The organism is Stenotrophomonas sp. 22385 (assembly GCF_052045085.1).
Classification (GTDB): Bacteria; Pseudomonadota; Gammaproteobacteria; order Xanthomonadales; family Xanthomonadaceae; genus Stenotrophomonas.
Window position 1 is genome coordinate 411,199 of the sequence record NZ_JBQEOG010000001.1, and the last position, 25,765, is coordinate 436,963.

Below are 25,765 nucleotides of genomic sequence, written 5' to 3' on the forward strand. Positions count from 1 at the left end.
GCAGCTACCGCGCAGTCGCCGGCGCTCCGGCGGTGGATACCGACCGTTGGTCGGTACTGTCCACCCACCGTTCGACTTCCCCCTCCGCGAACGGCCCCAGCTTCTGCTTGACGATCTTCCCGTCCGCATCCACCAGCACCGTGTAGGGCAGCAGACCCTGCGCGTTGCCCAAGCGCACGCTGGCGTCATCCGGCGCAGGCTGCTCGATCACGATCGGATAGGTCACCGGCACGCGGTCAAGAAAATCGCGTACGCCGTCCGGTGTATCGATGGCCAACCCCACCACCTGCACGCCATCGGCCGCCTGCGCAGCGGCAAACGCGGCCAGCATGGGCATCTCTTCCACGCATGGGCCGCACCAGCTGGCCCACACGTTGATCAACAGTGGGCGGCCACCGAAGCGGGCGAAGTCCACGGGCTTGCCCTCCACATCCGGCAGGGTGATTGCCGGCATCGGATCGCCGGGTTGGGCCGGCATGGCGGCCGGCCGATCCACGACAGCAGACCCGGAGTGCTGCGGCACGCGCCCGACGTAGTACACACCGGTGCCCAGTCCCAGCACCGCAGCCAGCGCCGCCACCACCCTCAACGATGTGCGGACCGGCGGGGTGCTCATCGCGCGGTGCGCAGCAGCGCTTCTTCCACCAGCGCCTGGGTCAGCACGGTGGGCAGCACGGTCGGCGGTGCGCCGGGGCCGTACACCACGTACAGCGGCACGCCGACCGCCTTGTGCTCTTCCAGGAACGCGGTGATTTCCGGGTCCACGTTGGTGTAGTCACCCCGCATGTACACCGCGTTGGTACGGCGCAGCGTTTCCTCGAAGCCATGGGTGCCCAGCACCGCCCGCTCGTTGGCCTTGCAGGTCACACACCAGTCCGCGGTCATGTTGACGAACACCACGCGGTTGTCCTGGCGGAGCCGGTCGAGCATCTGCGGCGAATAGGCCACCACGTTGTCGGCAGCGGCCAGCGCGGCCCTGGCCGGTGCGTCGATCCGTGTCACCCCCCATACCGGCACCAGCGCGCCCAGCAGCAGCACCAGCGCCAGTGCGGCACCGACGCGCTGGCTGCGCCAGCGGCTGCGCTCGAACCACCACAACGCCAGGCCCAGCACCACCAGCCCGGCCAGCAACAGCGCCATCGCATCCACGCCACGCTGCTTGCCCAGCACCCACAGCAGCCACAGCGCGGTGGCATACATCGGGAAGGCCAGTACCTGCTTCAGGGTCTCCATCCACGCGCCCGGGCGCGGCAGGCGCTTGGCCAGCGAGGGCACAAAACCGATCAGCAGGAACGGCAGCGCCAGGCCGAGGCCCAGCATGAGGAACACCAGCATTGCCGGCACCGCCGGCGCGGTGAAGGCATAGGCCAGCGGCGCGCCCATGAATGGTGCCACGCAGGGGCTGGCCACCACGCAGGCGAGTACGCCGGTGAAGAAGTCGCCCATCGGCCCGCTGCGCGAGGCCAGCGACTGGCCCACGCCGCCCAGGCTGCCGCCCAGGGTGAACACCCCGGACAGGCTCAGGCCCACGGTGAACATCAGGTACACCAGCGCGGCGATGAACCACGGGTGCTGCAGTTGGAAGCCCCATCCCGCTGCCTGCCCGGCGGCGCGCAGGGCCAGCACCAGCGCGCCGATCGCGGCGAATGCCACCAGCACGCCGGCGGTGTACCAGAGTGCATGGCTGCGCGCGCGCTGGCGGCTTTCGCCACTCTGCGCCACGCCCAGCACCTTCAGCGAGAGGATCGGCAGCACGCACGGCATCAGGTTGAGGATCAGGCCGCCGGCCAACGCCAGCAGCAGCGCGGTGATGAGGGTGATCGGCGTGGCACTGTCGCTGGCACCCGGAGGACGCGTGCGCTGGTCATTGTCGGCGCTGGCGTCGGGCGTCCCGCTGGCGGGAAGCGCCAGGGCCGGCTCGTTCGGGCGGATCAGCATCGGCTGGGTCGCAATGCCGCCGGTCTCACGTGCCTGCGCGCGCTTCTCGCGCGTTACCAGCGGCGTGATCACTTCGCTGCGGCGTGCCTCTTCACCGGCGCTGGCGTTGACCTTGCCGGCAGGCAGCGCCAGCTTCACCCGCCGGGTCATGGGCGGGTAGCAGATGCCATCGGTCTGGCAGCCCTGGAAAGTGATCACCAGGGTGGCATCAGCGGCATCGGCAACGCTGCGGCGCAGCGGCAGCTTCACATCGACCTGATCGAAATACACCGATACATCGCCGAAGTGTTCGTCGCGGTGCGACCTTGCGGCGGGCCACAGCGGCTTGTCCGCGCGGATGCCACGGGCGCCCTCCAGGGTCAGCGAGGTGCGGTCGCGATACAGGTAGTAGCCTGGCGCCGGGCTGAAACGCAGCAGCACGGTGTTGCCATCGCCCACGATCGCTTCGAAGCCGAACGCGCGTTCGGATGGCAGCGGCAGCGACTGGGCGCTGGCGACGCCGGGCAGGCGCAGGCCACCGGTGGCGTTGCCGCCGGCCAGCGGGGTGTTGAACGGCGACGTGGCGCCGCCGCCCAGGGTCGGGGCCGCGGTGCTGTCAGCGCGTGCGCTGCCGCCCGGCAGCGTGACCTGCATGCTGCGCATCTGCGGCGGGTAGCACACCCCGGCGTCGGCGCACCCCTGGTAGCGCACTTCCAGCGTCACCGTCTCAGCCCCGTCGGCCGCCTTGCCCGGCAGCACGGCAGTCAGTCGTTCGCGGTAGGTTTCCACCTCGCCGAAGAAGTCGTCGTGGTGTTTCTTCCCGGCCGGCATCTGCAGCGCCCCGGCACTGAAACCTGCGTCGCTCTTGACCGTGGTGCGGTGCCGGTAAAGGTAATAGCCCGGTGCGATCTTCCAGCTGACCTCGATACGGTCGCGGTCGCGCGCCTGGGCGCTCAGCCCGAAGGCTTCATCCACCGGCAGCAGGTCTTTCTCGCTGACGGCGAGCGCCGGCAGGGAAACCACGAACAGCGCGCACAGCGCGGCAACACGACGAAGCAGCGGCATCAATCAGTTTCCTCTCGGGTCTGCGCCCGGATCCAATCCAGATACGCCGGCAGGCCGGCGCGGGTTTCGACCGCGATGCACTCCGGGAGTTCATACGGGTGCAGCGCCTGCACGCGCGCGATGGCCGCATCCAGACGGCTGCCGGTGGTCTTGATCAGCAGTTGGACCTCATGGTCCTCGGTGACCTCGCCATGCCAGCGGTAGGTCGAATGCGCCCCGTCCAGCCGGGTCACGCAGGCGGCCAGGCGTTCTTCCACCAGCGCGTGCGCCATCCGCGTGGCGGTGGCCGCATCGGGGCAGGTGGTGAGAAGGATGAATATGGAATCGGGGCGCGACATGACCCCCGATTGTAATGCGGATGCCGGCCGGCCCACACGGGACCGGCCGGCATCAAAACCCGTCGCCCGACCGTTGGCCGGGCCTCGGGATGCCTCAGTTCGCCAACGTGCAGGTCGCCGGCTTGGCCGACGTGAACAGGGCGGGCGTGCCCCATTCCGGATGGTCGATGAACGGGTTGCGGTTGCCCTGGAAGCTGTAGATCACTTCATTGCGGGCTTTTTCTGCCGCATCCGGCGGGTCGGACAGGTGCCAGTCGATCAGGGTCGAGAGCAGCCCCATGTAGGCCGGCGACGCCGAGGTCTTCACGATCCTGCTGCGGTCGTCGGTCAGCTCCAGGTCCGGTTCGGACTGCCCGGTGGCCGCGTCCTTGCCGCCCTCATAACGGATCGCCATGTACATCACCGCACGCGCCATGTCGCCCTTGCGATGGCCCCAGACCTCGAAGGTGCCGGCATTGCCGTCGGGAGTGCGCACCCAGTTGGAATTGCCCGGGTAGCCGCCACTGCCGCCACCGGTGCCGTTGTTGGCTTCGGTGGCGCGCTCGCCGCAGTTGCTGTCGCAGGTGGCAAACGGCTTGTTGCCACGGTCCGCGTTCCACTGTGCGTCGGTCAGGTACAGCATGTGGGTATCGGTATAAGGCGCGTACGGCAGGCCCTTGTCGCCGGTGGTGCTGGCAAAACCCAGCGAATTGGGCCAGGTGTGCTCGCGGTTGTAGGTCAGCCCGCTGCCGGTGCCGGCCCGGTCGCTGACCTTGGCGTAACTGCGGTTGCGGTATGCGTCCAGGATCCGGCCGCTGTTGTTGGGATCCTCATCGGCGATTTCCAGGATGGTCCAGGTGCTGGTGCCCGAGCCGCTGTACGGGTACGAGGTGTGGCCCTTGATGGTGGCGTGCAGCGAGCAGCGCAGCTGGCTGGGGCTGGAGGTATTGACCTTCGCGTAGTAGCTGCCCGGGTCCGGATCGGGGCCGGGGCCGGTACCGCCGCTGGCCACGGTGAAGGCAATGCGGGTATCCGCTGCCGGCCGTGCACCCTGCGCGTCCTTGATGCGGGCGGCGCGGATATCGAAGCGGCAGGCTTCGCCGGCCACCAGCGCGGTGTTGGTGGACAGGGTGAAGCGGGTGCCGCTGTTGGCATGGGTCAGCGGCACCGTGCCGGACTGGCCGCAGCTGAGCGTGAATGCACCAGCGCTGGCGGTGACGTTTTCACTGAAGGTGACGACCAGATCGGCGGCAGCCGGGAAGCTGGCCGCGCCCTGCTCCGGGGTGGTGGTGGTGACCGACGGCGGAGTGTTGGGTCCGGTGCCGCCGGTGCCGCTGAAGCTCTGGCCGGCGTTGCAGGCACCGAAGGTCTGCGCGGCCGATCCGGCCCAGGTGAAGTGGGCGTACTGGCTGCCGCTGCCGGTGAGCTGCAGGGAGGTGCCCGGCGCGGTGCTGTTGCTCTCGCTGACCGGGATGTTCTGGCTGGTCAGCCCGGCGGCCGGGCCGCCGGCGGCGGTGATGGTGCCTTCGTAGCTGATGAACTGGACCACCCTGCCGCTGGCGTCCACCAGTGCGATGCCGTCGTTGGCACCGTTCTGCAGGCCGTTGGTCGGGTAGGTGACGGTGGCGATGCTGGCCTTGCCACAGCCGGCGGCGCTACCGGCCGGCACCGGGGTGTCTGCGTAGACCGTGGCCGCCGACGGCGTGCTGCCGTTGTACAGGTACAGCCGGTAGGTACCCAGGTCCTCTCCGCCGGTGGCGACCACCTCGATGGCTTCGCCGACATCCCCGGCCGGGGTGCTGTCGTCGTAGTGCAGTTCATTGATGAATACGTCTGCCTGGACGGAACCCGCGGCCAGCGCCAGCAGGCACCCCAGGGACAGTGGTGTGAGCAACCTCATCTACGGCTCCTTGTGATTGGGTTTTGCCGGCCGAATCTAGCTAATCCATATGACACATCTATCGATTTGTCGTCTTCGGCACTCCGCATTGAGACGTGCGTCAAGAAAATGGCGGTCTGGGAGAAATCGTCGGCCCCCCCTTGAAAGGGCCGGGGACAGCACCATCTCTGCCCTGTCCCGCACTGGCGGGTTTTTTCGCGAGCGGTGCTGGCAGTCACCTGGGGTGAGTGCTAATATCGCCGGACTTTTTCAAATCAATCAACAACTTAAGAGGCACGCATGAACATCAAGCCGCTTCACGACCGCGTTGTGGTCAAGCCGATCGAAGCCGACGAAGTCTCCGCCGGCGGCATCGTGATCCCCGACTCGGCCAAGGAAAAGTCGACCAAGGGCGAAGTCGTGGCCGTGGGCCCGGGCAAGCCGCTGGACAATGGCAGCGTGCGTGCGCCGTCGCTGAAGGTCGGCGACAAGGTCATCTACGGCCAGTACGCCGGCAGCAGCTACAAGAGCGAAGGCGTGGAATACAAGGTCCTGCGCGAAGACGACATCCTCGCCGTCATCGGCTGATTCCGCCTCGCGGGGCGTTGCCCCGCTGCCCCGATCTAATGTCGCCGGGCACGACCCGGCCCCAACATAAAAAGGTAATCGCAATGGCTGCCAAGGAAATTCGTTTCGGTGAAGACGCCCGCGCCCGCATGGTGCGCGGCGTCAACGTTCTCGCCAATGCCGTCAAGGCCACCCTGGGCCCGAAGGGCCGCAACGTCGTGCTCGAGAAGAGCTTCGGCGCCCCGACCATCACCAAGGACGGCGTGTCCGTCGCCAAGGAAATCGAACTGGCTGACAAGTTCGAGAACATGGGCGCGCAGATGGTGAAGGAAGTCGCCTCGCGTACCAACGACGACGCCGGCGACGGCACCACCACCGCCACCGTGCTCGCCCAGGCCCTGATCCGCGAAGGCGCCAAGGCCGTGGCTGCCGGCATGAACCCGATGGACCTCAAGCGCGGTATCGACAAGGCCGTAGTGGCCGCCGTCGCCGAGCTGAAGAACATCTCCAAGCCCACCGCTGACGACAAGGCCATTGCCCAGGTCGGTACGATCTCGGCCAACTCGGACGAGTCGATCGGCAACATCATCGCCGAAGCGATGCGTGAAGTCGGCAAGGAAGGCGTGATCACCGTTGAGGAAGGCTCGGGCCTGGAAAACGAGCTGGACGTGGTCAAGGGCATGCAGTTCGACCGCGGCTACCTGTCCCCGTACTTCATCAACAACCAGCAGGCGCAGACCGCCGACCTGGACGATCCGTACATCCTGCTGCACGACAAGAAGATCTCCAACGTCCGTGATCTGCTGCCGGTGCTGGAAGGCGTCGCCAAGGCCGGCAAGCCGCTGCTGATCGTGGCCGAAGAAGTCGAAGGCGAAGCGCTGGCCACCCTGGTGGTCAACACCATCCGCGGCATCGTCAAGGTCGTGGCCGTCAAGGCGCCGGGCTTCGGCGACCGTCGCAAGGCGATGCTGGAAGACATGGCCACCCTGACCGGCGGCACCGTGATCTCCGAAGAGATCGGCCTGTCGCTGGAGAAGGCCACCATCAACGACCTCGGCCGCGCCAAGAAGGTGCAGGTTTCCAAGGAAAACACCACGATCATCGACGGCCTGGGTGACAAGGCTGCCGTGGAATCGCGCGTGGCCCGCATCAAGACCCAGATCGAAGACACCTCGTCCGATTACGACCGCGAGAAGCTGCAGGAACGCGTGGCCAAGCTGGCCGGCGGTGTTGCTGTGATCAAGGTCGGCGCGTCGACCGAAATCGAAATGAAGGAAAAGAAGGACCGCGTTGACGACGCCCTGCACGCCACCCGTGCGGCAGTCGAAGAAGGCGTGGTGCCGGGCGGCGGCGTTGCCCTGGTCCGTGCGGTCACCGCGCTGGCCGGCCTGAAGGGTGCCAACGAAGACCAGAACCACGGCATCCAGATCGCCCTGCGCGCGATGGAAGCCCCGCTGCGTGAAATCGTGGCCAATGCCGGCGAAGAGCCGTCCGTGATCGTCAACAAGGTCAAGGAAGGCACCGGCAGCTACGGCTACAACGCTGCCACCGGTGAGTTCGGCGACATGCTGGCCTTCGGCATCCTCGACCCGACCAAGGTGACCCGTTCTGCCCTGCAGAACGCTGCCTCGATCGCCGGCCTGATGATCACCACCGAAGCGATGGTGGCTGAAGCGCCGAAGAAGGACGAGCCGGCCATGGGCGGCGGCGGCATGGGCGGCATGGGTGGCATGGGCGGCATGGACTTCTAAGTCGCCGCACACGCGACATCCTGTCGTGCTGTACACCGGGAACCCCGCCGAGAGGCGGGGTTCTTTCGTTATGGGACAAACACCTTGTTGCCGTATTCCCAGCTCCACGGCGCGCCGGTGTCACCCAGCACGTAGCGCGCCAGTGCGGGGAATGCGGCCTCGGCGCGCACGTCGTTGCCCAGGATCACCACGCAGCGCTGGCCACGCTCCAGGCAGACCATCGTGTTGCCCACCGCATCGTCATGCCCGCCTTTGTAGAAACCATGGCCCTGCGGGCCGTCGAACACCACCACACCCAGCCCGGCGGCAAGGTCGGCCCGCCGCTTCGCCGGCGGCAGTTCGTCCTGCAGCGTGGGGAACTGCGAGGCGGTGGTGATCGGCCACTGCGCGCGCACCAGCTCACGTCGCGATGCAGGCGAAAGGCCTTCACCGCTCACCAGTGCGGCGGCAAGTCGCGCGATATCGGAGATGGTGGTGTCCATCGAACCAGCCGCACGCACACGGCTGCGCTCGTCATGCGGTTCGGTGCTGCCGTCCTGGGTCCAGCCGTCGGCCAGGTTGCCGGCGAAGTCCGGGCGCCAGGTCATGCTCGTCCGGGTCATGCCGAGCCGATCGAATACCCGCCGCTGCATTTCCTTGCCCACGTCCAGGCCTATCCCCTGCTCGAGCACGAACTGCAGCAGGATCAGGCCTTCGCCGGAGTACGCATACCGCGTGCCGGGGTCGAAATGCAGCCGCAGTTTTCCCTCCGGTTCAAGGAAGGCGAAGTTGGAGAAACCGCTGCGGTGGCTGAGCAGCATGCGCGGGGTGATCTGCTGCCAGCGCGGGTCGTCCTTCAGGTCAGGCCAGGGCGCGTAGCGCTTGTCGGCCGGATAGTCCGGCAGTGGACGGTCCAGGTAGGCGGCGATGGGCCGATCCAGATCCAGCACGCCCTCGTCCACCAACTGCAGGACCATGTAGGCAAACGCCGCCTTGGTCAGCGACGCGGCGTACATGATGGTGTCCGGCTGCAGCGGCTCGCCGGCCGCATTGCGCTTGCCGGCCGCGTGCACCTGCACGACCTTGCCGTCATCGATCACGGCCAACGCCAGCCCCTGGGCACCGGTTGCCCGCATCAGACGCTGCATCTGCGCATCCACCGCAGGCGCGGATGGCAGCGGATGGGGTGGGGCGGCCGCCAGCGCAGCCGACGTGGGCAATAACAGGGAGAGCATCAGGACGAACGGGCGCATGCACGGCACTCCTCCGGGTCTCGACCCAGATCCTAACGCGGGACGCACCCGGGGCCAGCGCCGGAAGTCACCCATCCAACGGCACTCCGGGACATCTCTGCCCGGTTGCGAATGAAACAGTTGGCACTGCCCAACCCCTGTGATATCAATACTCCCCAATGAACGCACGTCCCGCCAATTCCTACTTTTGGTATTACTTTCCGAAGCCACCGGCGGAGGAAGGCATGCGCTCACCCTGAAGAAAGCTTCAGACGCATACCCGAAAGCCGCCAGCGCACCTGGCGGCTTTTTTGTTGCCGCCGCGCTGGGGACCCCCACCTTCCAGGAGACACCCCCATGCCCCCCCACACCGACGACCTGCGCATCCGCAAGATTGAACCGTTGACCCCGCCCGCGCAGCTGCTGGCGATGCTGCCCTGCGACGAAGAAGCCTCCTCCACCGTGAGCGCCTCGCGCGCCGCACTGCACGAGATCCTGCATGGCCGCGACGACCGGCTGGCGGTGGTGATCGGCCCGTGCTCGATCCATGACCCGGTCGCGGCAATCGAGTACGCCCAGCGCCTGAAGCCGCTGCGCGATGCCCACGCGGGCGAGCTGGAAATCGTCATGCGCGTCTACTTCGAAAAGCCGCGCACCACGGTGGGCTGGAAGGGCCTGATCAATGACCCGGACCTGGATGGCAGCTTCCAGATCAACAAGGGCCTGCGCGTTGCGCGCGGCCTGCTGCGCGACATCAACAAGCTGGGCCTGCCCGCCGGCGTGGAGTTCCTGGACGTGATCTCGCCGCAGTACATCGCCGACCTGGTTGCCTGGGGCGCCATTGGCGCGCGCACCACCGAAAGCCAGGTGCATCGCGAGCTGGCCTCCGGGCTGTCGTGCCCGGTCGGCTTCAAGAACGGCACCGACGGCAACATCAAGATCGCCGCCGACGCGGTGGGTGCCGCGTCCAACCCGCACCACTTCCTGTCGGTGACCAAGCAGGGCGATACCGCCATTGTCGCCACGGCCGGCAACCCGGATTGCCACGTGATCCTGCGTGGCGGCAAAGTGCCGAACTTCGATGCCGCCAGCGTGGATGCCGCCAGCCAGACGCTGGCCAAGGCGCAGCTCCCGGCGCGGCTGATGATCGATGCCAGCCACGCCAACAGCAGCAAGAATCCCGAAAACCAGCCGAAGGTGATCGCTGACATCAATGCACAACTGGCGGCAGGCGAAGAGCGCATCGTGGGCGTCATGGTGGAAAGCCACCTGGTCGCTGGCCGCCAGGAACTGGTGGAAGGCCAGCCGCTGGTGTACGGCCAGAGCATCACCGATGGCTGCATCGGCTGGGACAGTTCGCTGCAGGTGCTGGAGGCGCTGGCCGAGGCCGTGCGTGCGCGGCGCGCGCGGCGTCTGGCCGAGGCGGCTTGATCCGGGCGGCGCACGACCAACGGTCGTGCGCTACCGGTGCCGGCCGGCGGCGGGTATCGACCGCCGGTCGATACCCGCTAATGCACCTCGTCGCGATACACGAACTTCGGCATCTCCCACTTGAAGTGGATCGCCAGCAGGCGGAACGCGAAGCCGCCGCCCAGGCACCACAGCGTGGCGGCATTGAGCGACACGTCCAGTTCCAGCAAACCCAGCCACGCCGCGCCAGTGAGCAGGGTGATCACCGCGTACAGCTCCTTCTGGAAGATCAGCGGCACCTCGTTGCACAGTACATCGCGCAGGACGCCGCCGAAGGCGCCGGTGAGCATGCCGGCGATGAGTACGATCGGCGCCGCGTGGCCACCGTCGCGCGCCACCGCGCAGCCGATCAGGGTGAAGCAGATCAGGCCCAGGCCATCGAGCACCAGGAAGGTGCGGCGGAAGTGGTGCATCCAGCGTGCCACCCAGGTGGCGATCAGTGCCGCACAGATCGTGAAGCCCAGGTACTCGGGGTGCTTGACCCAGCCCAGCGGGTAGTGGCCCAGCACGATATCGCGCAGTGAGCCGCCGCCCAGCGCGGTCACGCAGGCGATGATGACCACGCCGAACAGATCCATCCGCCGACGACCGGCAGACAGCGCGCCGGTCATGGCTTCGGCGGAAATGGCGATGAGGTAGATGATGGACAGCAGCATGCAGCGGCTCCGGAGGGGGCAGGCGGGGACGGAAACGCGCACGCGCCAGCGCCGCAGCACTGTCGTGGGGTGGGATTCCGTTGCCGCTCCCGCTGTCCTTTTGCCTGAGAGTTCAGTGGCCAGGCCACGTGCCCCTTCGGCGGGTCATTGAAGACCTCTCTCCAGATCGGCGTGTTGGATGCATGGTTGGTGGCGTTTCGAGCCACCGGCCTGAGCGATTATGGGAGCCTGCGCCTTCGGCGGGCGCCAGCGCGGCGCCTCTCTCCTGCATCCGGAGCGGATTCTAGCAGCCAGTACCCTCGTGCCGGTGGATAATCCCGGTATGCCCGCTGAACCCGCCCCCTGGTACCTCTATCTGCTGGAATGCCGCAACGGCAGCTATTACGCCGGCATCAGCAACGACGTGGACGCCCGCTTCCAGGCCCATGCGTGCGGGAAGGGCGCGCGCTACACCCGCGCCAACCCGCCGGTGAAGCTGCTCGCCATGCGCGCCTATCCGGACCGTTCGGCCGCCTCCAAGGCCGAATGCGAGCTCAAGCGCCAGCCGCGCGCACGCAAACTGGCCTGGCTTCAGCAACGGAGTGGCGGAACATGACAGGCATCGACCCGGCCAAGGCGCGCGCAATGATCGGCAAGACCGTGCTCGCCGGCATCACCTACCTGGACGCCGAAGGCAACGCGCTGGAGCACCGCCAGATGGCCGGGCACGTGCTGCGCATCAATGACGAGGAGGGCGTGGTGCTGGCCAGCGCGCTGGACGGCGAGGAACTGTTCCTGCCGCCAGAGCTTGGTCATTACACCCCGGCCGCGCCCGGCGACTACACGCTGCGCTCGATGGCGCTGACCATCCGTGATCCGGATTTCCTGTGCACCTGGGATGTTCACCTCGCTCCGGGCAACGATCCCTGATCGGTCGGTTTCGGTCGGCGGTCCTCGCGGTCATCACCAAAGATGATCCGTGCACTGCGCTGGTAGCTCCAATACGCCACCGCCCAATTGAGCAGCACCACGATCCGGTTGCGGAACCCGATCAGGAAGAACACGTGCGCGGCCAGCCAGAACCACCAGGCCAGCACACCGGACAACTGCAGCCGGCCCAGGTGCACGATGGCGGCCATGCGCCCGATCGTGGCCAGGTTGCCGTAGTCCTGGTACTTGAACGGGCCGGGTGCCGGCGTGTCCTCGAGCCGCGCACGGAGGGTGGCGGCCACATGCTTGCCCATCTGCTTGGCGGCCGGGGCAACGCCCGGCACCGGCCGGCCATCGGCCTGCTGCAGCGCGGCCAGGTCGCCGGCCACGAAAATCTCCGGGTGCCCGGCCAGGGTAAGGTCGGGCTGCACCAGCACGCGCCCGGCGCGGTCCAGGGGGACGTCCAGCGTCCGCGCCAGCGGCGAGGCAGCCACGCCTGCGGCCCACACCACCGTGCGGGCGGCAACGAACTGCTCGCCGAGCTGGAAGCCCTCGCCGTTGATGTTGCTCACTGCGGTGCCGGTCAGCACTTCCACGCCGAGCTTCTCCAACTGGCGCCGCGCTTTCAGCGACAGTACCTCGGGAAAGCTGGACAGCACCCGGGGCCCGGCTTCGACCAGCCGCACCGTGGCGCTGGCCGGATCGATGTGGCGGAACTCGTTGCGCAGGGTGTGCCGCGCGATCTCGGCCAGGGTGCCGGCCAGTTCCACGCCGGTGGGGCCGCCGCCGACTACCGCAAAGCTCAGCCACGCTGCCTTGCGCGCCGGATCCGGCTCGGCCTCCGCGCGTTCGAAGGCCAGCAGCAGCTTGCGCCGCAGTGCGATGGCATCGTCCAGGGTCTTCAGGCCAGGTGCGTCGGCGGCCCACTCGTCGTGCCCGAAATACGCGTGGGTGGCGCCGGTGCACAGCATCAGCGTGTCGTAGCCGAGCTGGCCGCCGTCGGCTAGGGTGATCTGGCGCTTGCCCTTGTCGATCGAGGTCACCTCGCCCAACCGCACTTCGACATTGCGCTGGTCGCCCAGGATGTGGCGCAGCGGCGCGGCGATGTCGGGCGCGGACAGGCCGGCGGTGGCAACCTGGTACAGCAGCGGCTGGAACAGATGGTGGTTGCGACGGTCCACCAGGGTGATGCGGATGCGCGCGCTGGCCAGCGCGCGGGTGGCCCAGAGGCCGGCGAAGCCGCCACCAATGATGACCAGGTGGGGCAGGGGATCGCGGGTCATGCAATGACTCCTTGGCGGGGGTCGAAGCGAAGCAGAGCATGTTCGCACGCGACGCGCGATCTTCACGTGGATGACAGATACTGGGTTCAGCAGCCGTCGCGCCTGCCGGCGGCCGATTCGACCCTTGACTGGAGGTTGAGATGACCGAACCGGAAAAGCGCATCGCCCTGCTGATCGATGCCGACAATGCGCCGTCTTCGAAGATCGATGTGGTGCTGGCCGAAGTGGCGCGCTACGGCGTGGCCAACGTCCGTCGCGCCTATGGCAACTGGAAGAGTCCACGCCTGAAAGGCTGGGAGGGGGTGCTGCACGAGTACGCAATCCGTCCCATCCAGCAGTTCGCCTACAGCCGCGGCAAGAACGCCTCGGACATGGCGATGGTGATCGATGCGATGGACATGCTGTACGCACGCAACCTCGATGGGTTTGCGATCGTGTCCAGCGATGCCGATTTCACTCCGCTGGTGATGCGCCTGCTGACCGACGGGGTCAAGGTGTATGGGTTCGGCGAGAAGAAAACGCCGGAGCCGTTCGTCAACGCCTGTTCCAAGTTCACCTACCTGGAAGCCCTGGGCCAGAGCCACGCGGTGGACGCCGAAGTGGAGCAGGGCGCTGAGGAAACCCGTCCACGCAAGACCGGCCCCGAACTGCGCAGCGATACCCGGCTGGTGCAGATGCTGCGCCGTGCGGTGACGTCGGCCGAAGCCGAAGACGGCTGGTCGCACCTGGGCCCGGTGGGCAGCCAGATCGGCAACCAGGCTTCTTTCGACTCGCGCAACTACGGCTACAACAAACTCAGCGAACTGCTCGCGGCCACCGGGCTGTTTGAAATGAAGAAGGACGGCAAATCCACGTACGTGCGCGCACTTCCGAAGAAGGCGCGGTAACACCGCTGCGTTGATCGGCGTATCGTATCGGCGCATATCGACAACCGGGAACACCAACATGCTGAAGATCTGGGGCCGCCGCAATTCCAGCAACGTGCGCAAAGTGCTGTGGTGTGCGGAGGAAATCGGCCTGCCGTACGAATCCATCGAAGTCGGCGGCCCTTTCGGTGGCACCCAGTCGCCGGAATACGTGGGCATGAACCCCAACGGTCTGGTGCCGGTGATCGAAGACCACGGCCTGCCGCTGTGGGAATCCAACACCATCGTGCGTTATCTGAGCGCGCGCTACGCGCTGGGCACGCTCTACCCGGAGGATGCGATGGCGCGCGCCCAGGCCGAGAAGTGGATGGACTGGAGCACCTCGCGCATGGCGCCGCTGTACACCGATCTGATCTGGGGCATCATGCGCACCGCCCCGGCCGACCGCGACGAAGCCCGCATCAATGCCGCGGTCACGCGTGCCGGCGAGTTGCTGCGCATGGCGGATGCCACCCTGGCGCAACAACCCTGGTTGTCCGGGGAGCAGTTCGCGATGGGCGACATACCGCTCGGCGCGCTGGTCTATGCGTGGTTCGAACTGCCGATCCAGCGGCCGTCGCTGCCGCACCTGGAAGCGTGGTACCAGCGCCTGCAGCAGCGCCCGGCGTACGTCAAAGCAGTGATGACCCCGTTGACGTGAAGTAACGGACGGTAGGTGCGGACCGTTGGTCCGCACGCGCTCAATACAGGTCGGTGGGGTCGACGTCCAATGACCAGCGCACCCTGCGCGCCTGCGGCAATCCGTAAATCTGCGGCATGATCTGGTCCAACAGTGCGTGCAGCGGCCGTCGCGTCGGCGCCGACAGCAGCAGCTGGGTGCGCTGGTAACCTGCGCGGCGCGGCATCGGTGCCGGCATCGGGCCGAAGCGTTCCACCGGGCACTCGTGCGCGATCAGCTCGCGCACGGCCATCAACATGGCATTGGCGTGCTCCACCTGCTGCGCCTCGGCGCGCATCAGCGCCAGGTGCGCGAACGGTGGGAAGCCGGCCGCTTCGCGCTGCTGCAGCTCGGCATCGGCAAAGGCGTGGTAGCCACCGTTGACCAGGGTTTCCAGCAACGGGTGCCCGGGGTGATGGGTCTGCAGCCAGACTTCGCCGGCGTCGGTGGCGCGCCCCGCGCGCCCGGCCACCTGGATCAGCTGCTGGGCCAGTTTCTCGCTGGCGCGGAAGTCGGCGGAGAACAGGCCTTCGTCGATGCCCACCACAACCACCAGGGTCAGCTTCGGCAGGTCGTGGCCCTTGGCCAGGATCTGGGTGCCGACCAGGATGCCGGCACGGTCACCCAGCGTGGCCAGCTGGGTTTCCAGCGCGTCGCGGCGGTTGGTGGTGCCGCGATCGATGCGGATCACCGGGAAATCGGCGAAGGCTTCCACCAGGTGTTCTTCCAGGCGCTCGGTGCCGATCCCCTGCGGCTGCAGCGCCAGGCTGGCGCAGTCGGGACAGGCCAGCGGCGCTGGCTGGCGCGCGCCGCAGTGGTGGCACTGCAGGCGGCGGCCGCCGGCGTGCACGGTCATCGGCGCATCGCAGCGTCTGCAGGGCGCGGTCCACCCGCAGTCATGGCACAGCAGCACCGGGGCGTAACCGCGGCGGTTCTTGAACACCAGTACCTGGTGGCCGGCCGCCAGGTGCTGGCCGATGCCTTCCATGACCTCGGCCGAGAGGCCGTCCTTCAGCGGGCGCTTGCGTACGTCCAGCACCCGCACCCGCGGCGGTCGCGCCTCGCCCGCGCGCTGTTTCAAGCGCAGGTGGGTGTAGCGGCCGGCGTGGGCGTTGTGCAGCGATTCCAGCGACGGCGTGGCGCTGCCCAGCACCACCGGCACGTCCAGCGCCTTGGCCCGCACCAGCGCGAAATCGCGCGCGTGGTAGCGGATGCCGTCCTGCTGCTTGTAGCTGCCGTCGTGCTCTTCATCGACCACGATCAGCCCGGCATTGGGCAACGGGGTGAACACCGCCGAACGCGTGCCCACGATCACCTGTGCCTCGCCGCGGGCGGCGGCGGCCCACACCCGCGCGCGTTCGTTGTCGTTCAAGCCCGAATGCAGCACATGCACGGTAATGCTAAGGCGGCTGCGGAAGCGTGCCAGCGTCTGTGGCGTCAGCCCGATCTCCGGCACCAGCACCAACGCCTGGCGGCCGCGTGCCAGGCAGTCCACGATCGCCTGCAGGTACACCTCGGTCTTGCCACTGCCGGTGACCCCGTCGAGCAGGAACGCGCCGAACTGCGCGTGGGCGGTGATTGCGGCGATGGCGTTGGCCTGCTCCGCATTCGGCGTCGGGCCCGACCGGAGGACCGGCAGCGCCGGGGTATGCTCCAGCGGGATGCGCTCGACCAGGCCGCGCTTGGCCAGCGCGCGCGCCGCGCTGCGCCAGTCCTCCATGGCCTCGTCCAGCAGGTCCTCGTCCACGCTGCGGCCGGCCAGGTGTTCGGCCAGGCGGTGCGGACGGGTGCCGGCCCGCAGCTTGGCGCGTTGTTCGATTCCTGCCGCCGTGAGCTGCCAGCCCCAACGATGGGTATCGGGCACCGGTTCGCCACGGCGCAGCGGGGCGGGGAGGGCGGTGCTGACCACCTCGCCCAGCGGCGCATGGGTGTAACGCGCCAGCCACTGCAGCGAGGTCCACAGCTCGCCGTCCAGCAGTGGCGCCGCATCCAGCCATTCCACCGCAGTCCGCAGCGCGTTGCCGTCGGGCACCGTGCCGATCCCGGCCACCACGCCCACCAGCTCGCGTGAGCCGAACGGCACCCGCAGCCGGCGCCCGACCATGCCGGGGCCGGGTGCCTCACCCGGCGGCGGCGCGTAGTCGAACCACTGCGGCAACGGCAGGGGCAGGGCCACCTGGAGGGAGGGGGCATCCCGCAGGGGGGCCAGGGCACTTTCCAGGCTCAGCAGGGGGGCTGGATCGGGGGGCAGCATCGCGCCAGTGTAGCGGGCGCGACCGGCCCTGTTCAGCGCGCGAAACCGATCGCCGGCTGGCGTCGTGGAACCTAAATAGGAGCTAAATATCCGTGGCTATTGGAGATTCGGTCTTATCCACATCTTCTGTGGATAAGTCTGTGTGCGAGTGTCGAACTCCGAGCTGTTTGTCAGGGAGTACCGCAGTGATGCCCGGGTTGGTCAAAAAATAGCCACACAACAAAATCCATTAAAATCAATTGGATGGCTGTGAAACACCGCTGACACATGGGGGATGCCGCCTTCACCTGCCCGTTTTATGCCGAATTTGTTGGTGCTGTGCACAACCTGCGCCGCTGTCAACCGTTCCGCACCTGGGCGGTCGTCGCACACGGCCTGTATCGGCATCCCCCTGCGCGGGCGCACTCGCTATCATTCCGGCACTTGATGGAGTTGCTATGACGGCTGTGAACGCCCCTGTTTCCTCTACTGCAGCGGGTGCCCTGTCCGCATTCCTGCGAGGCGTCGAGCGTCGCGCCCTGGTGGTTGCCGAACTGCAGTGCGGCGACCCGACCGTCGCCGAGCAGGCACTGGTCGCGGTGATGCGCGCCTTCGCCGGCATCGCCAGTGACGTGCCGATGGCACAGTGGCCGGACCGGTTCTGGATCCTGCTTGCGCACCGCACCCCGATCCGCATGCCGGCGCCCGGCGGCCAGTGGGCTCCAGGCCTGGCGCACCTGCCCACCCTTGCGCCGCCGGCACGGCTGGCGCTGCTGCTGCGGGTCGGCGGCGGGCTGGACGAGGCCGCCGCCGCGCAGATCCTGGACATGCCGGTGGCCGACTACCAGCAGGCGCTGGCCGAGGCCTGCCCGCGCGATGCGCAGGGCCATCCCGATGCGGCGGGTTGGCGCGCCCTGGCCGAACAGGTGCAGCAGCGCCTGCGCGAGCTGCCGGCCAGCCGCCTGCAGCAGCTGCACCAGCCCGCGCCGGCCCCCGCGGCGGGCAAGGGACCGGCCTCCTGGCGCGCGCCAGCACCGGCCGATGCGGCGCCGCGGCGCACGTCGGTCCGCCGCCACAACCGGCGGCCGCTGTGGCGCGGACTAGTGATCCTGCTGGTCACCACCGCCGTATTGCTGGGGGGCGCGATGTGGTGGCAGCACCGCAGCCCGGCGCTCGCCCCGGAAGCCAGCGTGCCCGAGGGCGCGGTGTCCACCGCCGACCCGGTGCAGGTGGAGCCGCTGGCCGCCGAAGACCTGCCGGTGACGGCACCGGCCGACCCGGCCCACGCCGCCGGCGACGCGGCCATGCTGGCCGACCCGGACCTGATGCTGGCCCGTGATGCCGACCTGTACGCGTGGGCGGCCGCCGGTGGTCCGGTCCCGGTGGACGAATCGCAACCGCAGCCCAGCCGCCCCGAACCTGCCACCGCCGGCCTGGAGACGGCAGCCGCTGATGAATAAGTCGATCCTGCTGCTTGCCGTGGGCCTGGCGGCCGGCGCGCACGCCGCCCCCCAGCCGTTACCCTTGCCGGCCGCCACTCCTGTGCCGGTAACGACACCCGCCATTCCCGCCACCCCGGCCGCACTGGATCCTGCCCAGCTGCGTGAACTGCGCAGCCGCTATGCCCAGTGGCAGGCGCTGCCCGCAGCCGAACGTGCCCGCATCCGCGAGGCCGCCGGCCGTATCGCCGCGATGCCCGCTGCACAGCAGCAGGCGCTGCGGGCCCGCTTCGACGAACAGGACCAGCGGTTCCGCGACGGCTGGCTGCTGGGCCCGCAGCTGGGCCAGCATTTCCCCAAGCTGCAGGGCCTGTTCGGCTATCTGCCCGCCGACCAGCGCGAGCCGGCGCTGGCCGCGCTGCGCCAGCTCAACGAGGGCCAGCTGGCGCAGCTCACGTTGATTGCTCAGCGCACCCCGCCGCAGGAGCGCGACCAGGTGCGCGACCAGTTCCTGGGGTTGGCGCCAGCCGCGCGCGATGCGTGGTTGAAGGAAAACCTGGTGCGTTGAGCGTAAGATGACCGGCCGCAACCCGGTGCCTGTGCCCTCCGCGCGCTGCCGTAGTTGCCGTCTGTGATCCCATGTCTACCGTTATCGCTACGCCGCGCCTCTCCCGGGAAGTGCGCGCCACCGGCCTGCTTGCGCTGCCGCTGGTCCTTGGCCACATCTCCACTGGCCTGATTTCCTTCGTCGACAACGTCATCGCCGGGCACCACGGTACCCAGACGTTGGCGGCGGTCACCATCGGCACGGCCCTGCTGTGGCTGCCGATGCTGATTCCGATCGGTACCTTGATCTCGCTCACCGCCTCGGTGTCGCAGCTGCACGGCGCCGGCCGCGAACGTGAGATCGGCCCGCTGTTCCGCCAGGCGCTGTGGCTGGCCTTGGGCCTGGGCCTGATCATGTTCACCTTCCTCACGGTGGTGCCGCCGTTGCTGCCTGCGTTCGGCATCGCCCCGGACATCGTGCCGGGCGCGACCGCGTTCCTGCATGCGGTGCGCTGGGGTGGCCCGGCGCTGACCCTGTACTTCTGCATGCGCTACCTCAGCGAGGGCATGCACTGGACGCTGCCGACCATGCTGCTCGGCTTTGGTGGCCTGCTGGTGCTGGCGCCGCTGGGCTACGTGCTGTGTTACGGCAAGCTGGGCTTCCCGGAAATGGGCGCCGAAGGGCTGGGCATCGCCTCGGCCACCATGATGTGGATCCAGGCGCTGTGCTTCGCTGGCTACCTCTGGAAGACCAAGCGGTTCGCCCACCTGGAACTGTTCTCGCACCTGGAGCTGCCGCGCTGGGCGGCGATCTGGGACCTGCTGCGCACCGGCCTGCCGATCGGCATCACCGTGCTGATGGAAGGCGGGCTGTTCATCGTCACCGCCCTGTTGATCGGCCGCCTGGGCGCCACCGAGGCGGCCTCGCACCAGATCGCCATCAACGTGGCGCAGCTGTGCTTCATGATCCCGATGGGCGTGGCCGAAGCGACCACCGTGCGCGTGGGCCATGCGGTAGGCAGCGGCAACGGGCTGGGCGTTCGGCGCGCTGCCATCGCCGGCCTGCTGATCATCCTGGGCACGCAGACGCTGTCGGCGCTGGTGCTGCTGTTCGGGCACGACGCCATCGTCGGGGTGTATACCGCCGACATGGGCGTGGCCGCGCTGGCCTCCACCCTGCTGCTGTATGCGGCCGCGTTCCAGTTCCCCGATGGCATCCAGGTGCTCTCGGCGGGCGCGCTGCGCGGCCTGAAGGACACCCGGGTGCCAATGTTCATCGCCATGTTCTCGTACTGGGGGCTCGGCATGCCGCTCGGCGCCGGACTGGGCCTGGGCCTGGGCATGGGGCCGCAGGGCATGTGGTTGGGCCTGATCCTGGGCCTGACCGCGGCGGCGATCCTGATGGCGTGGCGGCTGCGCGTGAGCAGCCGTCGTGTGGGTGTCGACCTGAACCTGCCGGCCTGATGGCCCCCTTACTTGTGTCCGATGCCGGGCTGTCCGGCACGGGCTATGCTGGTACCACGGCAAGAAGCCAACTGGAGTTTTCCCCATGAACCAACCCGTGCGTCGCAATCCCGTCGCCAGCTTCTTCATCGGGCTGTGGGATGTGATGAACTTTACCCGCAGGCTGATCCTCAACCTGCTGTTCTTCGGCCTGTTGCTGCTGATCCTGGTCCTGTTCGTCTTCGCGATGGGCAAGGGCGCCAGCAGTGGCCGCACCCTGCAGGACCGCACCACGCTGGTGATCGCGCCGGAAGGGCGCCTGGTTGAACAGTTCAGTGCCGATCCGGTCAGTCGCGCCCTGGCCAAGGCCATTGGCGACAACAGCGCCGAGGAAGTGCAGCTGCGCGACCTGGTGCGCGCGCTGGATGCCGCGCGTGAGGACAAGAAGATCGAGCGCGTGGTGCTGCAGCTGGACAAGCTGCAGCCCAGCGGCTTTGCTTCGATGCGGGAAGTGGCTGCCTCGCTGCAGGAACTGCGCGCGTCGGGCAAGGACATCGTGGCCTACAGCGACAACATGAGCCAGTGGCAGTACCTGCTGGCCGCGCAGGCCAAGGAAATCTACCTCGACCCGATGGGCGGGGTGGTGCTGGAAGGCCTCGGCCGTTACCGCCAGTACTTCCGCACCGGCCTGCAGGACAAGCTGGGCGTGGACGTGCACCTGTTCAAGGTGGGCGAATACAAGTCCGCCGCCGAACCGTACGTGCTGGACGCGGCGTCGCCGCAGGCCAAGGAAGCCGACCTGTTCTGGATGAACGACGTGTGGCAGCGCTACCTGGCCGACATCGCCACGGCGCGCAAGCTGGACGCCGCGCAGCTGGCCGCCGGCATCGACACCATGCCCGAAGGCATCGCCGCCGCCGGTGGCGACCTGGCCAAGTTCGCCCTGCAGCAGAAGCTGGTGGATGGCCTGAAGACCCGTGAGGAAGTCGAGGACCTGCTGGCCGATCGCGGCGTGGCCGATGAAGACGCCGACGGTGGCTTCCGCAGCATCAACCTCGATGAGTACCTGACCCAGCTCGACATCCGCCGCTCGCCGGTGGATTCGCGTCCGCAGGTGGCGGTGGTGGTGGCGTCCGGTGAGATCGCCGGTGGCGACCTGCCGGCCGGCCGCGTGGGCGGCGAGTCGACCTCGGCGCTGCTGCGCGAAGCGCGCGACGACGACAACGTGAAGGCCGTGGTGCTGCGCGTGGATTCGCCCGGTGGCGAAGTGTTCGCTTCCGAGCAGATCCGCCGTGAGGTGGTGGCGCTGAAGGCGGCCGGCAAGCCGGTGGTGGTATCGATGGGCGACCTGGCGGCATCGGGCGGCTACTGGATCAGCATGAATGCAGACCGCATTTACGCCGATCCGTCGACGATCACCGGTTCGATCGGCATCTTCGGCATGATCCCGAACCTGTCGCGCTCGCTGGACAAGATCGGCGTACACACCGACGGCGTGGGCACTACCCGCTTCGCCGGTGCGTTCGACATCACCCGCCCGATGGATCCGGCCGTGGGCCAGGTGATCCAGTCGGTGATCAACAAGGGCTACGCCGATTTCACCGGCAAGGTGTCCGACGCACGCAGCAAGCCGGTGGAAGCGGTGGACGAAGTCGCCCGCGGTCGCGTCTGGAGCGGTGCACAGGCCAAGGAACGCGGCCTGGTCGATGCCTTCGGTGGCCTGAAGGCGGCCATCGCAGATGCCTCCAACCGCGCCAAGCTGGGCGGCCCGGACAAGGTGCGGGTGCGCTACATCGAAAAGCCTGCCACGCCGTTCGCGCAGTTCCTCAGCGGCTTCGCCGGCACCCACGCCGGCGCCTGGATGCTGGGCGAATCGGGCGTGGCGCGGATGATGCTGGCCCGCGCGATGCCGGAGGTGGACACCCAGCTGCGCTTTGTCGAAGACGCCGCCCGTGATCCGCGCGGCAGCGCCCCGGTGAAGGCGCTGGCGTATTGCTTCTGCGGCTTCTGATGGCGGATCACGACCAACGGTCGTGATCTACCCGATGCGATTGTCACGGTAGGTCACCCCCGTTGGTGGTGGCGCGCTTCATCAGCAAACCCGGCCTTGGCCGGGTTTGCTGTTTTTACCGGCCCGCGTCGACCTCGTCGGCGGCGCTGGTGTCCGGTGCCTTTTCCAGTGTTTCGCGCGCGGCCTTGGCCTTGTCCAGCGGCTGCTGCATGGCGTCGCGCAGTGCGGTGGCCTGGGGCTCCGGTCGCTTGTCCGGGTCCGGTGGCACCGGGCGGCTGCAGCCGCTCAGGGCGAGCAGACCGGCCAGCGGAAGGGCGATACGGATCAACATGGCAACCTCGCGCGCGAACCCAGGGAAACGCAGTGTCGCACCGCGTTGCCAGCCCGTGTGTGATGGGGTGCGCCGCACCGGCATGCGGGCTATCCTGCCCGCAAACCATGAGGGGCCGCGGCCCAAGGCAGGAGAAGCAGGTGAGTGCGCAGCGTTGGCGATTGGATGGACAGACCGCATTGATCACCGGTGCCAGTGCCGGAATCGGCCTGGCGATCGCGCGCGAACTGCTCGGGTTTGGCGCGGACCTGCTCATTGTCGGCCGGGATGCCGACGCGCTGGAAATGGCCCGCGATGAGCTCGCCGATGCCTATCCCGACCGTGAGATCCACGGCCTGTCCGCCGACGTCTCCGACGACGAGGATCGCCGCGAGATCCTGGACTGGGTGGAGGATCACAGCGACGGGCTGCACCTGCTGATCAACAACGCCGGCGGCAACATCACCAAGCCGGCCACCGAATACACCGAAGACGAGTGGCGCGGCATCTTCGAAACGAACCTGTTCTCCGCATTCGAACTGTCCCGTTATGCGCACCCGTTGCTGGCGCGCCATGCGGCATCGGCCATCGTCAATGTCGGCAGCGTTTCGGGCCTCACCCATGTGCGCAGCGGCGCGGTATACGGCATGACCAAGGCGGCCATGCACCAGATGACCCGCAACCTCGCGGTGGAGTGGGCCGAAGACGGCATCCGCGTCAACGCGGTAGCGCCGTGGTACATCCGCACCCGCCGCACCTCCGGCCCGCTGGCCGACCCGGACTACTACGAACAGGTGATCGACCGTACCCCGATGCGGCGCATCGGCGAGCCTGAGGAAGTGGCCGCCGCCGTCGGGTTCCTGTGCCTGCCCGCCGCCAGCTACGTGACCGGCGAATGCATTGCCGTGGACGGTGGGTTCCTGCGTTACGGGTTCTGAGGCGTACCGGCCAACGGTCGGTACCTACCGGGGGACGGCGCAGTTGCTAGCCGACAGCACGCTTTCAAGCCGCTGGCGCTCGGCGCTGGCGGCAGTGAGGGCGCCCGATGAAGCGAAACGTTCCCGACCCCGCGCATCGCGGAAGCGCTGCTGCCACGCGTTGCAACGCTGGTCTTCCGGCAGCGGTTCGCAGGTGTCGCGGATCACTTCGCAGCTGGCGGCATTGACCGGTGTGTTGCCGCCCAGCGCGGTGACCGACAACAGCACGCAGGTGGGGGGTGCCGGTTCAAGCTCGTGCAGGTAGCGGCCGCCGTCCTGGCCCTGGCACTGGTAGATCGGCGGCAGCGGCGGCTTTGCCGGGCTGTCGCCGGGCAGCTCGTCGCCGGGCTTGGGCAGGTTGGCACTGTCCAGGATCGCGGTGCCCCGGGGCACTTCGTACGCTTCTGAAATCATGCGCTCCATCGGCTGCGCCTTGCCGGGTACCTGCGGCGGCATCGCGGCGGGTGACAACGGCTGGACGGCCGGCGCGGCCGGCGCTGAGGGCGTGGGCTGGGTCGACACGGAAACCTCCGCGCGCGACGGCGCGGCATTCATGCGCTGGATCACCTGGTGGCTGCCGGCCGGGCAGGGCTTGCCCTGTACGGTCACGTTGTCGTCCGCATCGGTGCAGCGGAACACGATCGGCTCATCGGCCATCGCCGACGACGCCACGCACAGCAGCAACAGGAGCCAATACGGTTTCATCGGCGCAGGATACAACGCACCGGTTGCCGTGCCCTACCGGCAGTCCCGGTCGAGACGCGCATCCACGCCACGCTGCTCGCGGCTGATCGCGTCCCGCTCGCTCTGCAGCGCGCTGTTGTAGCGCCGCACCAGCTCCCAGCGCCGGTCGCTCAGGATCGAACACACTTCGCTGGCTGGCAGCGGGTGGCACTGGTCGCGCACCAGCACGTTGCCAGCCGGCACCACCACGTCCTGGTAGGTGCCCGGATATGCCGACCCTTCGCTGTGCCACTGCGTACTGCCGCTGCCGACGGACAGGCTGCCGCCGACCCGCGAGCCGCCGCCGGAGACGGTCAGCGAGCCGCCACTGGAGGTGACCGAGCCACTGCCCATCGGTGCGATCGGCGGCAGCGGACGGGGCCCAGGGCCCGGTCCTGGACCAGGGCCGGGATGGATGCCGCCGGGCCGGCGTCCCGGAATCCAGGCGCTGGTCCACACCGGCACCCAGCGCGGATTGCCCTCGCTGCTTTCGCTGGTATAGCGGCTGCCGTCGTCGCGGATGCACTCGTACATCGGCTGTGGTGGCTGCACCTGCACATAGCGCACCTCGCGCTCGGGTGCGGCAGGCGCCGGAGGAGCCGGAGCACGGTCGCTGCGCACCACGCGGGGTGCCGGATCGCGTGGACGCTGCATCTCGCGCACTTCCTGGCGGCCGTCGCGGCACGGTGCATCCTGCAGCGATACCGCGCCGTTGCTGCCTACACAGCGGTAGATACGGACGCTGCTCTCCTGCGCCGCCAGCGGGGCGCTGCCAAGCAGCAACAGGTACAGCGGGAGGGCAGGGTGTGGGCGCATGGCCGCAGTGTGCGGCCTTGCCTGTGCAGGCGCAAAGAACGCCATGCGGCTCAGGTACGCAGTACCTGGCCGGTGAGGGCGTCGCGGATCGGGGTGGGCTGGTCCAGGCCGCCGGTGGCGCCGTCAACCAGGCCATCCAGGTCGCGCAGCAGGTCCGGGTCCAGTCCGGCGCGGCTGCGCGCTGGTGGCTGGCCAGCCAGGTTGGCGCTGGTGGACACCAGCGGCCCGCCCCAGGCACGGCACAGCGCCGCCACCAGCGGATGGGCGCTGATCCGAACGGCGATGCCAGTGTGTTCCCCCGTGATCCAGCGCGGCGCGCGAGGCCCGGCGGGCAGGATCCAGGTGTGCGCGCCGGGCCAGCTGGCCAGCACCTCGGCCCTGCGCTCAGCAGGCAGCGCGTCGACGCGGACCCAGCCCTCCAGCTGCGTCAGGTCGGCAGCGACCAGGATCATGCCCTTCTCGACCGGCCGCTGCTTGAGCCGCAGCAGCTTCAGCACCGCCGCTTCGTTGGCCGGATCACAGCCCAGACCCCACACGGCTTCGGTGGGGTAGGCGATCACGCCGCCGGCGCGCAGCGCGGAAGAAGCAGAGTCTACGGTGAGTTCATTCATGGTGACGACCGTTCCAGTGCGCCGTGTTGCCGCCCGACCCTCGGTCG

24 protein-coding genes and 2 riboswitches are annotated in these 25,765 nt (G+C 68.2%); of the genes, 12 read left to right on the top strand and 12 right to left on the bottom strand.

Going from position 1 to position 25,765, the window contains the following annotated elements; genetic code table 11:
• Positions 1-4 precede the first annotated feature (4 nt).
• The 4 genes from ACTJI4_RS01705 to ACTJI4_RS01720 all read right to left on the bottom strand — a co-directional run bounded on the left by ACTJI4_RS01705 (position 5) and on the right by ACTJI4_RS01720 (position 5,199).
• Complete coding sequence (locus ACTJI4_RS01705; RefSeq protein WP_440868346.1) at positions 5-616, bottom strand: TlpA family protein disulfide reductase; 612 nt, start codon at positions 614-616, stop codon at positions 5-7.
• Positions 613-2,982, bottom strand: a complete 2,370-nt coding sequence (locus ACTJI4_RS01710) for a protein-disulfide reductase DsbD domain-containing protein (protein ID WP_440868347.1) — start codon at positions 2,980-2,982, stop codon at positions 613-615. The genes ACTJI4_RS01705 and ACTJI4_RS01710 overlap by 4 nt, the downstream gene beginning before the upstream one ends.
• Positions 2,982-3,320 carry a divalent-cation tolerance protein CutA gene (gene cutA, locus ACTJI4_RS01715; protein ID WP_392918785.1) on the bottom strand — a complete coding sequence of 113 codons (339 nt, stop codon included), beginning with the start codon at positions 3,318-3,320 and terminating at the stop codon, positions 2,982-2,984. The genes ACTJI4_RS01710 and cutA overlap by 1 nt, the downstream gene beginning before the upstream one ends.
• 94 nt (positions 3,321-3,414) lie before the next feature.
• A complete protein-coding gene (locus tag ACTJI4_RS01720; RefSeq protein ID WP_392918782.1) occupies positions 3,415-5,199 on the bottom strand; it encodes an endonuclease in 1,785 nt (594 codons plus the stop codon).
• A gap of 279 nt (positions 5,200-5,478) precedes the next feature.
• On the opposite strand from ACTJI4_RS01720, the gene ACTJI4_RS01725 reads away from it, so the two are divergent.
• Together ACTJI4_RS01725 and groL are read left to right on the top strand one after the other, a co-directional pair.
• Positions 5,479-5,766, top strand: coding sequence for a co-chaperone GroES (locus ACTJI4_RS01725; RefSeq protein ID WP_282247807.1), 288 nt, complete (start codon positions 5,479-5,481; stop codon positions 5,764-5,766).
• A gap of 83 nt (positions 5,767-5,849) precedes the next feature.
• On the top strand, positions 5,850-7,496 hold the full coding sequence (gene groL, locus ACTJI4_RS01730) for a chaperonin GroEL (RefSeq protein WP_392918777.1): 1,647 nt from the start codon (positions 5,850-5,852) through the stop codon (positions 7,494-7,496).
• 68 nt (positions 7,497-7,564) lie between these two features.
• On the opposite strand, the gene ACTJI4_RS01735 is transcribed toward groL, so the two are convergent.
• Positions 7,565-8,728, bottom strand: a complete 1,164-nt coding sequence (locus ACTJI4_RS01735; protein ID WP_440868348.1) for a serine hydrolase domain-containing protein — start codon at positions 8,726-8,728, stop codon at positions 7,565-7,567.
• Between the two features lie 336 nt (positions 8,729-9,064).
• Here ACTJI4_RS01735 and ACTJI4_RS01740 point away from each other — a divergent pair, with 336 nt between their 5' ends.
• The gene (locus tag ACTJI4_RS01740; RefSeq protein WP_392918771.1) at positions 9,065-10,138 is read left to right on the top strand and encodes a 3-deoxy-7-phosphoheptulonate synthase; all 1,074 of its coding nucleotides are present in this window, start codon (positions 9,065-9,067) and stop codon (positions 10,136-10,138) included.
• 77 nt (positions 10,139-10,215) lie between these two features.
• Here the strand turns inward: ACTJI4_RS01740 and ACTJI4_RS01745 are convergent, their stop codons facing one another.
• Positions 10,216-10,833 carry a trimeric intracellular cation channel family protein gene (locus ACTJI4_RS01745; RefSeq protein ID WP_392918767.1) on the bottom strand — a complete coding sequence of 206 codons (618 nt, stop codon included), beginning with the start codon at positions 10,831-10,833 and terminating at the stop codon, positions 10,216-10,218.
• A gap of 84 nt (positions 10,834-10,917) precedes the next feature.
• Positions 10,918-11,008: riboswitch (glycine riboswitch) on the bottom strand.
• 8 nt (positions 11,009-11,016) lie between these two features.
• Positions 11,017-11,111, bottom strand: a riboswitch (glycine riboswitch).
• 44 nt (positions 11,112-11,155) lie between these two features.
• On the opposite strand from ACTJI4_RS01745, the gene ACTJI4_RS01750 reads away from it, so the two are divergent.
• Entirely contained in the window at positions 11,156-11,428 is a 273-nt protein-coding gene (locus ACTJI4_RS01750) for a GIY-YIG nuclease family protein (protein WP_392918764.1), read from the top strand.
• Entirely contained in the window at positions 11,425-11,742 is a 318-nt protein-coding gene (locus tag ACTJI4_RS01755; protein ID WP_440868349.1) for a hypothetical protein, read from the top strand. The genes ACTJI4_RS01750 and ACTJI4_RS01755 overlap by 4 nt, the downstream gene beginning before the upstream one ends.
• Here the strand turns inward: ACTJI4_RS01755 and ACTJI4_RS01760 are convergent.
• Positions 11,715-13,025, bottom strand: coding sequence for an NAD(P)/FAD-dependent oxidoreductase (locus tag ACTJI4_RS01760; protein ID WP_440868350.1), 1,311 nt, complete (start codon positions 13,023-13,025; stop codon positions 11,715-11,717). The genes ACTJI4_RS01755 and ACTJI4_RS01760 overlap by 28 nt on opposite strands.
• A 140-nt stretch (positions 13,026-13,165) precedes the next feature.
• Between ACTJI4_RS01760 and ACTJI4_RS01765 the strand changes: the two genes are divergently transcribed.
• Together ACTJI4_RS01765 and ACTJI4_RS01770 are read left to right on the top strand one after the other, a co-directional pair.
• Complete coding sequence (locus ACTJI4_RS01765; protein WP_282247697.1) at positions 13,166-13,912, top strand: NYN domain-containing protein; 747 nt, start codon at positions 13,166-13,168, stop codon at positions 13,910-13,912.
• A 58-nt stretch (positions 13,913-13,970) separates the two neighbouring features.
• On the top strand, positions 13,971-14,591 hold the full coding sequence (locus ACTJI4_RS01770) for a glutathione S-transferase family protein (protein ID WP_392918754.1): 621 nt from the start codon (positions 13,971-13,973) through the stop codon (positions 14,589-14,591).
• 40 nt (positions 14,592-14,631) lie between these two features.
• Here ACTJI4_RS01770 and ACTJI4_RS01775 read toward each other — a convergent pair whose 3' ends face one another.
• Positions 14,632-16,863, bottom strand: coding sequence for a primosomal protein N' (locus tag ACTJI4_RS01775; RefSeq protein ID WP_440868351.1), 2,232 nt, complete (start codon positions 16,861-16,863; stop codon positions 14,632-14,634).
• A gap of 437 nt (positions 16,864-17,300) precedes the next feature.
• Here ACTJI4_RS01775 and ACTJI4_RS01780 point away from each other — a divergent pair, with 437 nt between their 5' ends.
• The 4 genes from ACTJI4_RS01780 to sppA all read left to right on the top strand — a co-directional run bounded on the left by ACTJI4_RS01780 (position 17,301) and on the right by sppA (position 22,281).
• Complete coding sequence (locus ACTJI4_RS01780) at positions 17,301-18,302, top strand: hypothetical protein (RefSeq protein ID WP_440868352.1); 1,002 nt, start codon at positions 17,301-17,303, stop codon at positions 18,300-18,302.
• Positions 18,295-18,849 carry a DUF3106 domain-containing protein gene (locus tag ACTJI4_RS01785; RefSeq protein WP_392918745.1) on the top strand — a complete coding sequence of 185 codons (555 nt, stop codon included), beginning with the start codon at positions 18,295-18,297 and terminating at the stop codon, positions 18,847-18,849. Before ACTJI4_RS01780 ends, ACTJI4_RS01785 begins: the two co-directional genes overlap by 8 nt.
• 71 nt (positions 18,850-18,920) lie before the next feature.
• The gene (locus ACTJI4_RS01790) at positions 18,921-20,291 is read left to right on the top strand and encodes an MATE family efflux transporter (protein ID WP_440868353.1); all 1,371 of its coding nucleotides are present in this window, start codon (positions 18,921-18,923) and stop codon (positions 20,289-20,291) included.
• An 85-nt stretch (positions 20,292-20,376) separates the two neighbouring features.
• On the top strand, positions 20,377-22,281 hold the full coding sequence (gene sppA, locus ACTJI4_RS01795; RefSeq protein WP_440868354.1) for a signal peptide peptidase SppA: 1,905 nt from the start codon (positions 20,377-20,379) through the stop codon (positions 22,279-22,281).
• A gap of 115 nt (positions 22,282-22,396) precedes the next feature.
• On the opposite strand, the gene ACTJI4_RS01800 is transcribed toward sppA, so the two are convergent.
• Positions 22,397-22,612, bottom strand: a complete 216-nt coding sequence (locus ACTJI4_RS01800; RefSeq protein WP_392918735.1) for a hypothetical protein — start codon at positions 22,610-22,612, stop codon at positions 22,397-22,399.
• A 140-nt stretch (positions 22,613-22,752) separates the two neighbouring features.
• On the opposite strand from ACTJI4_RS01800, the gene ACTJI4_RS01805 reads away from it, so the two are divergent.
• Entirely contained in the window at positions 22,753-23,529 is a 777-nt protein-coding gene (locus tag ACTJI4_RS01805) for an SDR family oxidoreductase (RefSeq protein WP_392918732.1), read from the top strand.
• A gap of 24 nt (positions 23,530-23,553) precedes the next feature.
• Here the strand turns inward: ACTJI4_RS01805 and ACTJI4_RS01810 are convergent, their stop codons facing one another.
• From ACTJI4_RS01810 to ACTJI4_RS01820, 3 genes are read right to left on the bottom strand one after another with little or no spacing between them, the layout of a single operon-like run.
• Entirely contained in the window at positions 23,554-24,273 is a 720-nt protein-coding gene (locus tag ACTJI4_RS01810) for a hypothetical protein (protein ID WP_440868355.1), read from the bottom strand.
• A 33-nt stretch (positions 24,274-24,306) separates the two neighbouring features.
• Positions 24,307-25,107, bottom strand: a complete 801-nt coding sequence (locus tag ACTJI4_RS01815; RefSeq protein ID WP_392918726.1) for a DUF4124 domain-containing protein — start codon at positions 25,105-25,107, stop codon at positions 24,307-24,309.
• A gap of 50 nt (positions 25,108-25,157) precedes the next feature.
• Complete coding sequence (locus ACTJI4_RS01820) at positions 25,158-25,718, bottom strand: Sua5/YciO/YrdC/YwlC family protein (RefSeq protein WP_440868356.1); 561 nt, start codon at positions 25,716-25,718, stop codon at positions 25,158-25,160.
• Positions 25,719-25,765 lie beyond the last annotated feature (47 nt).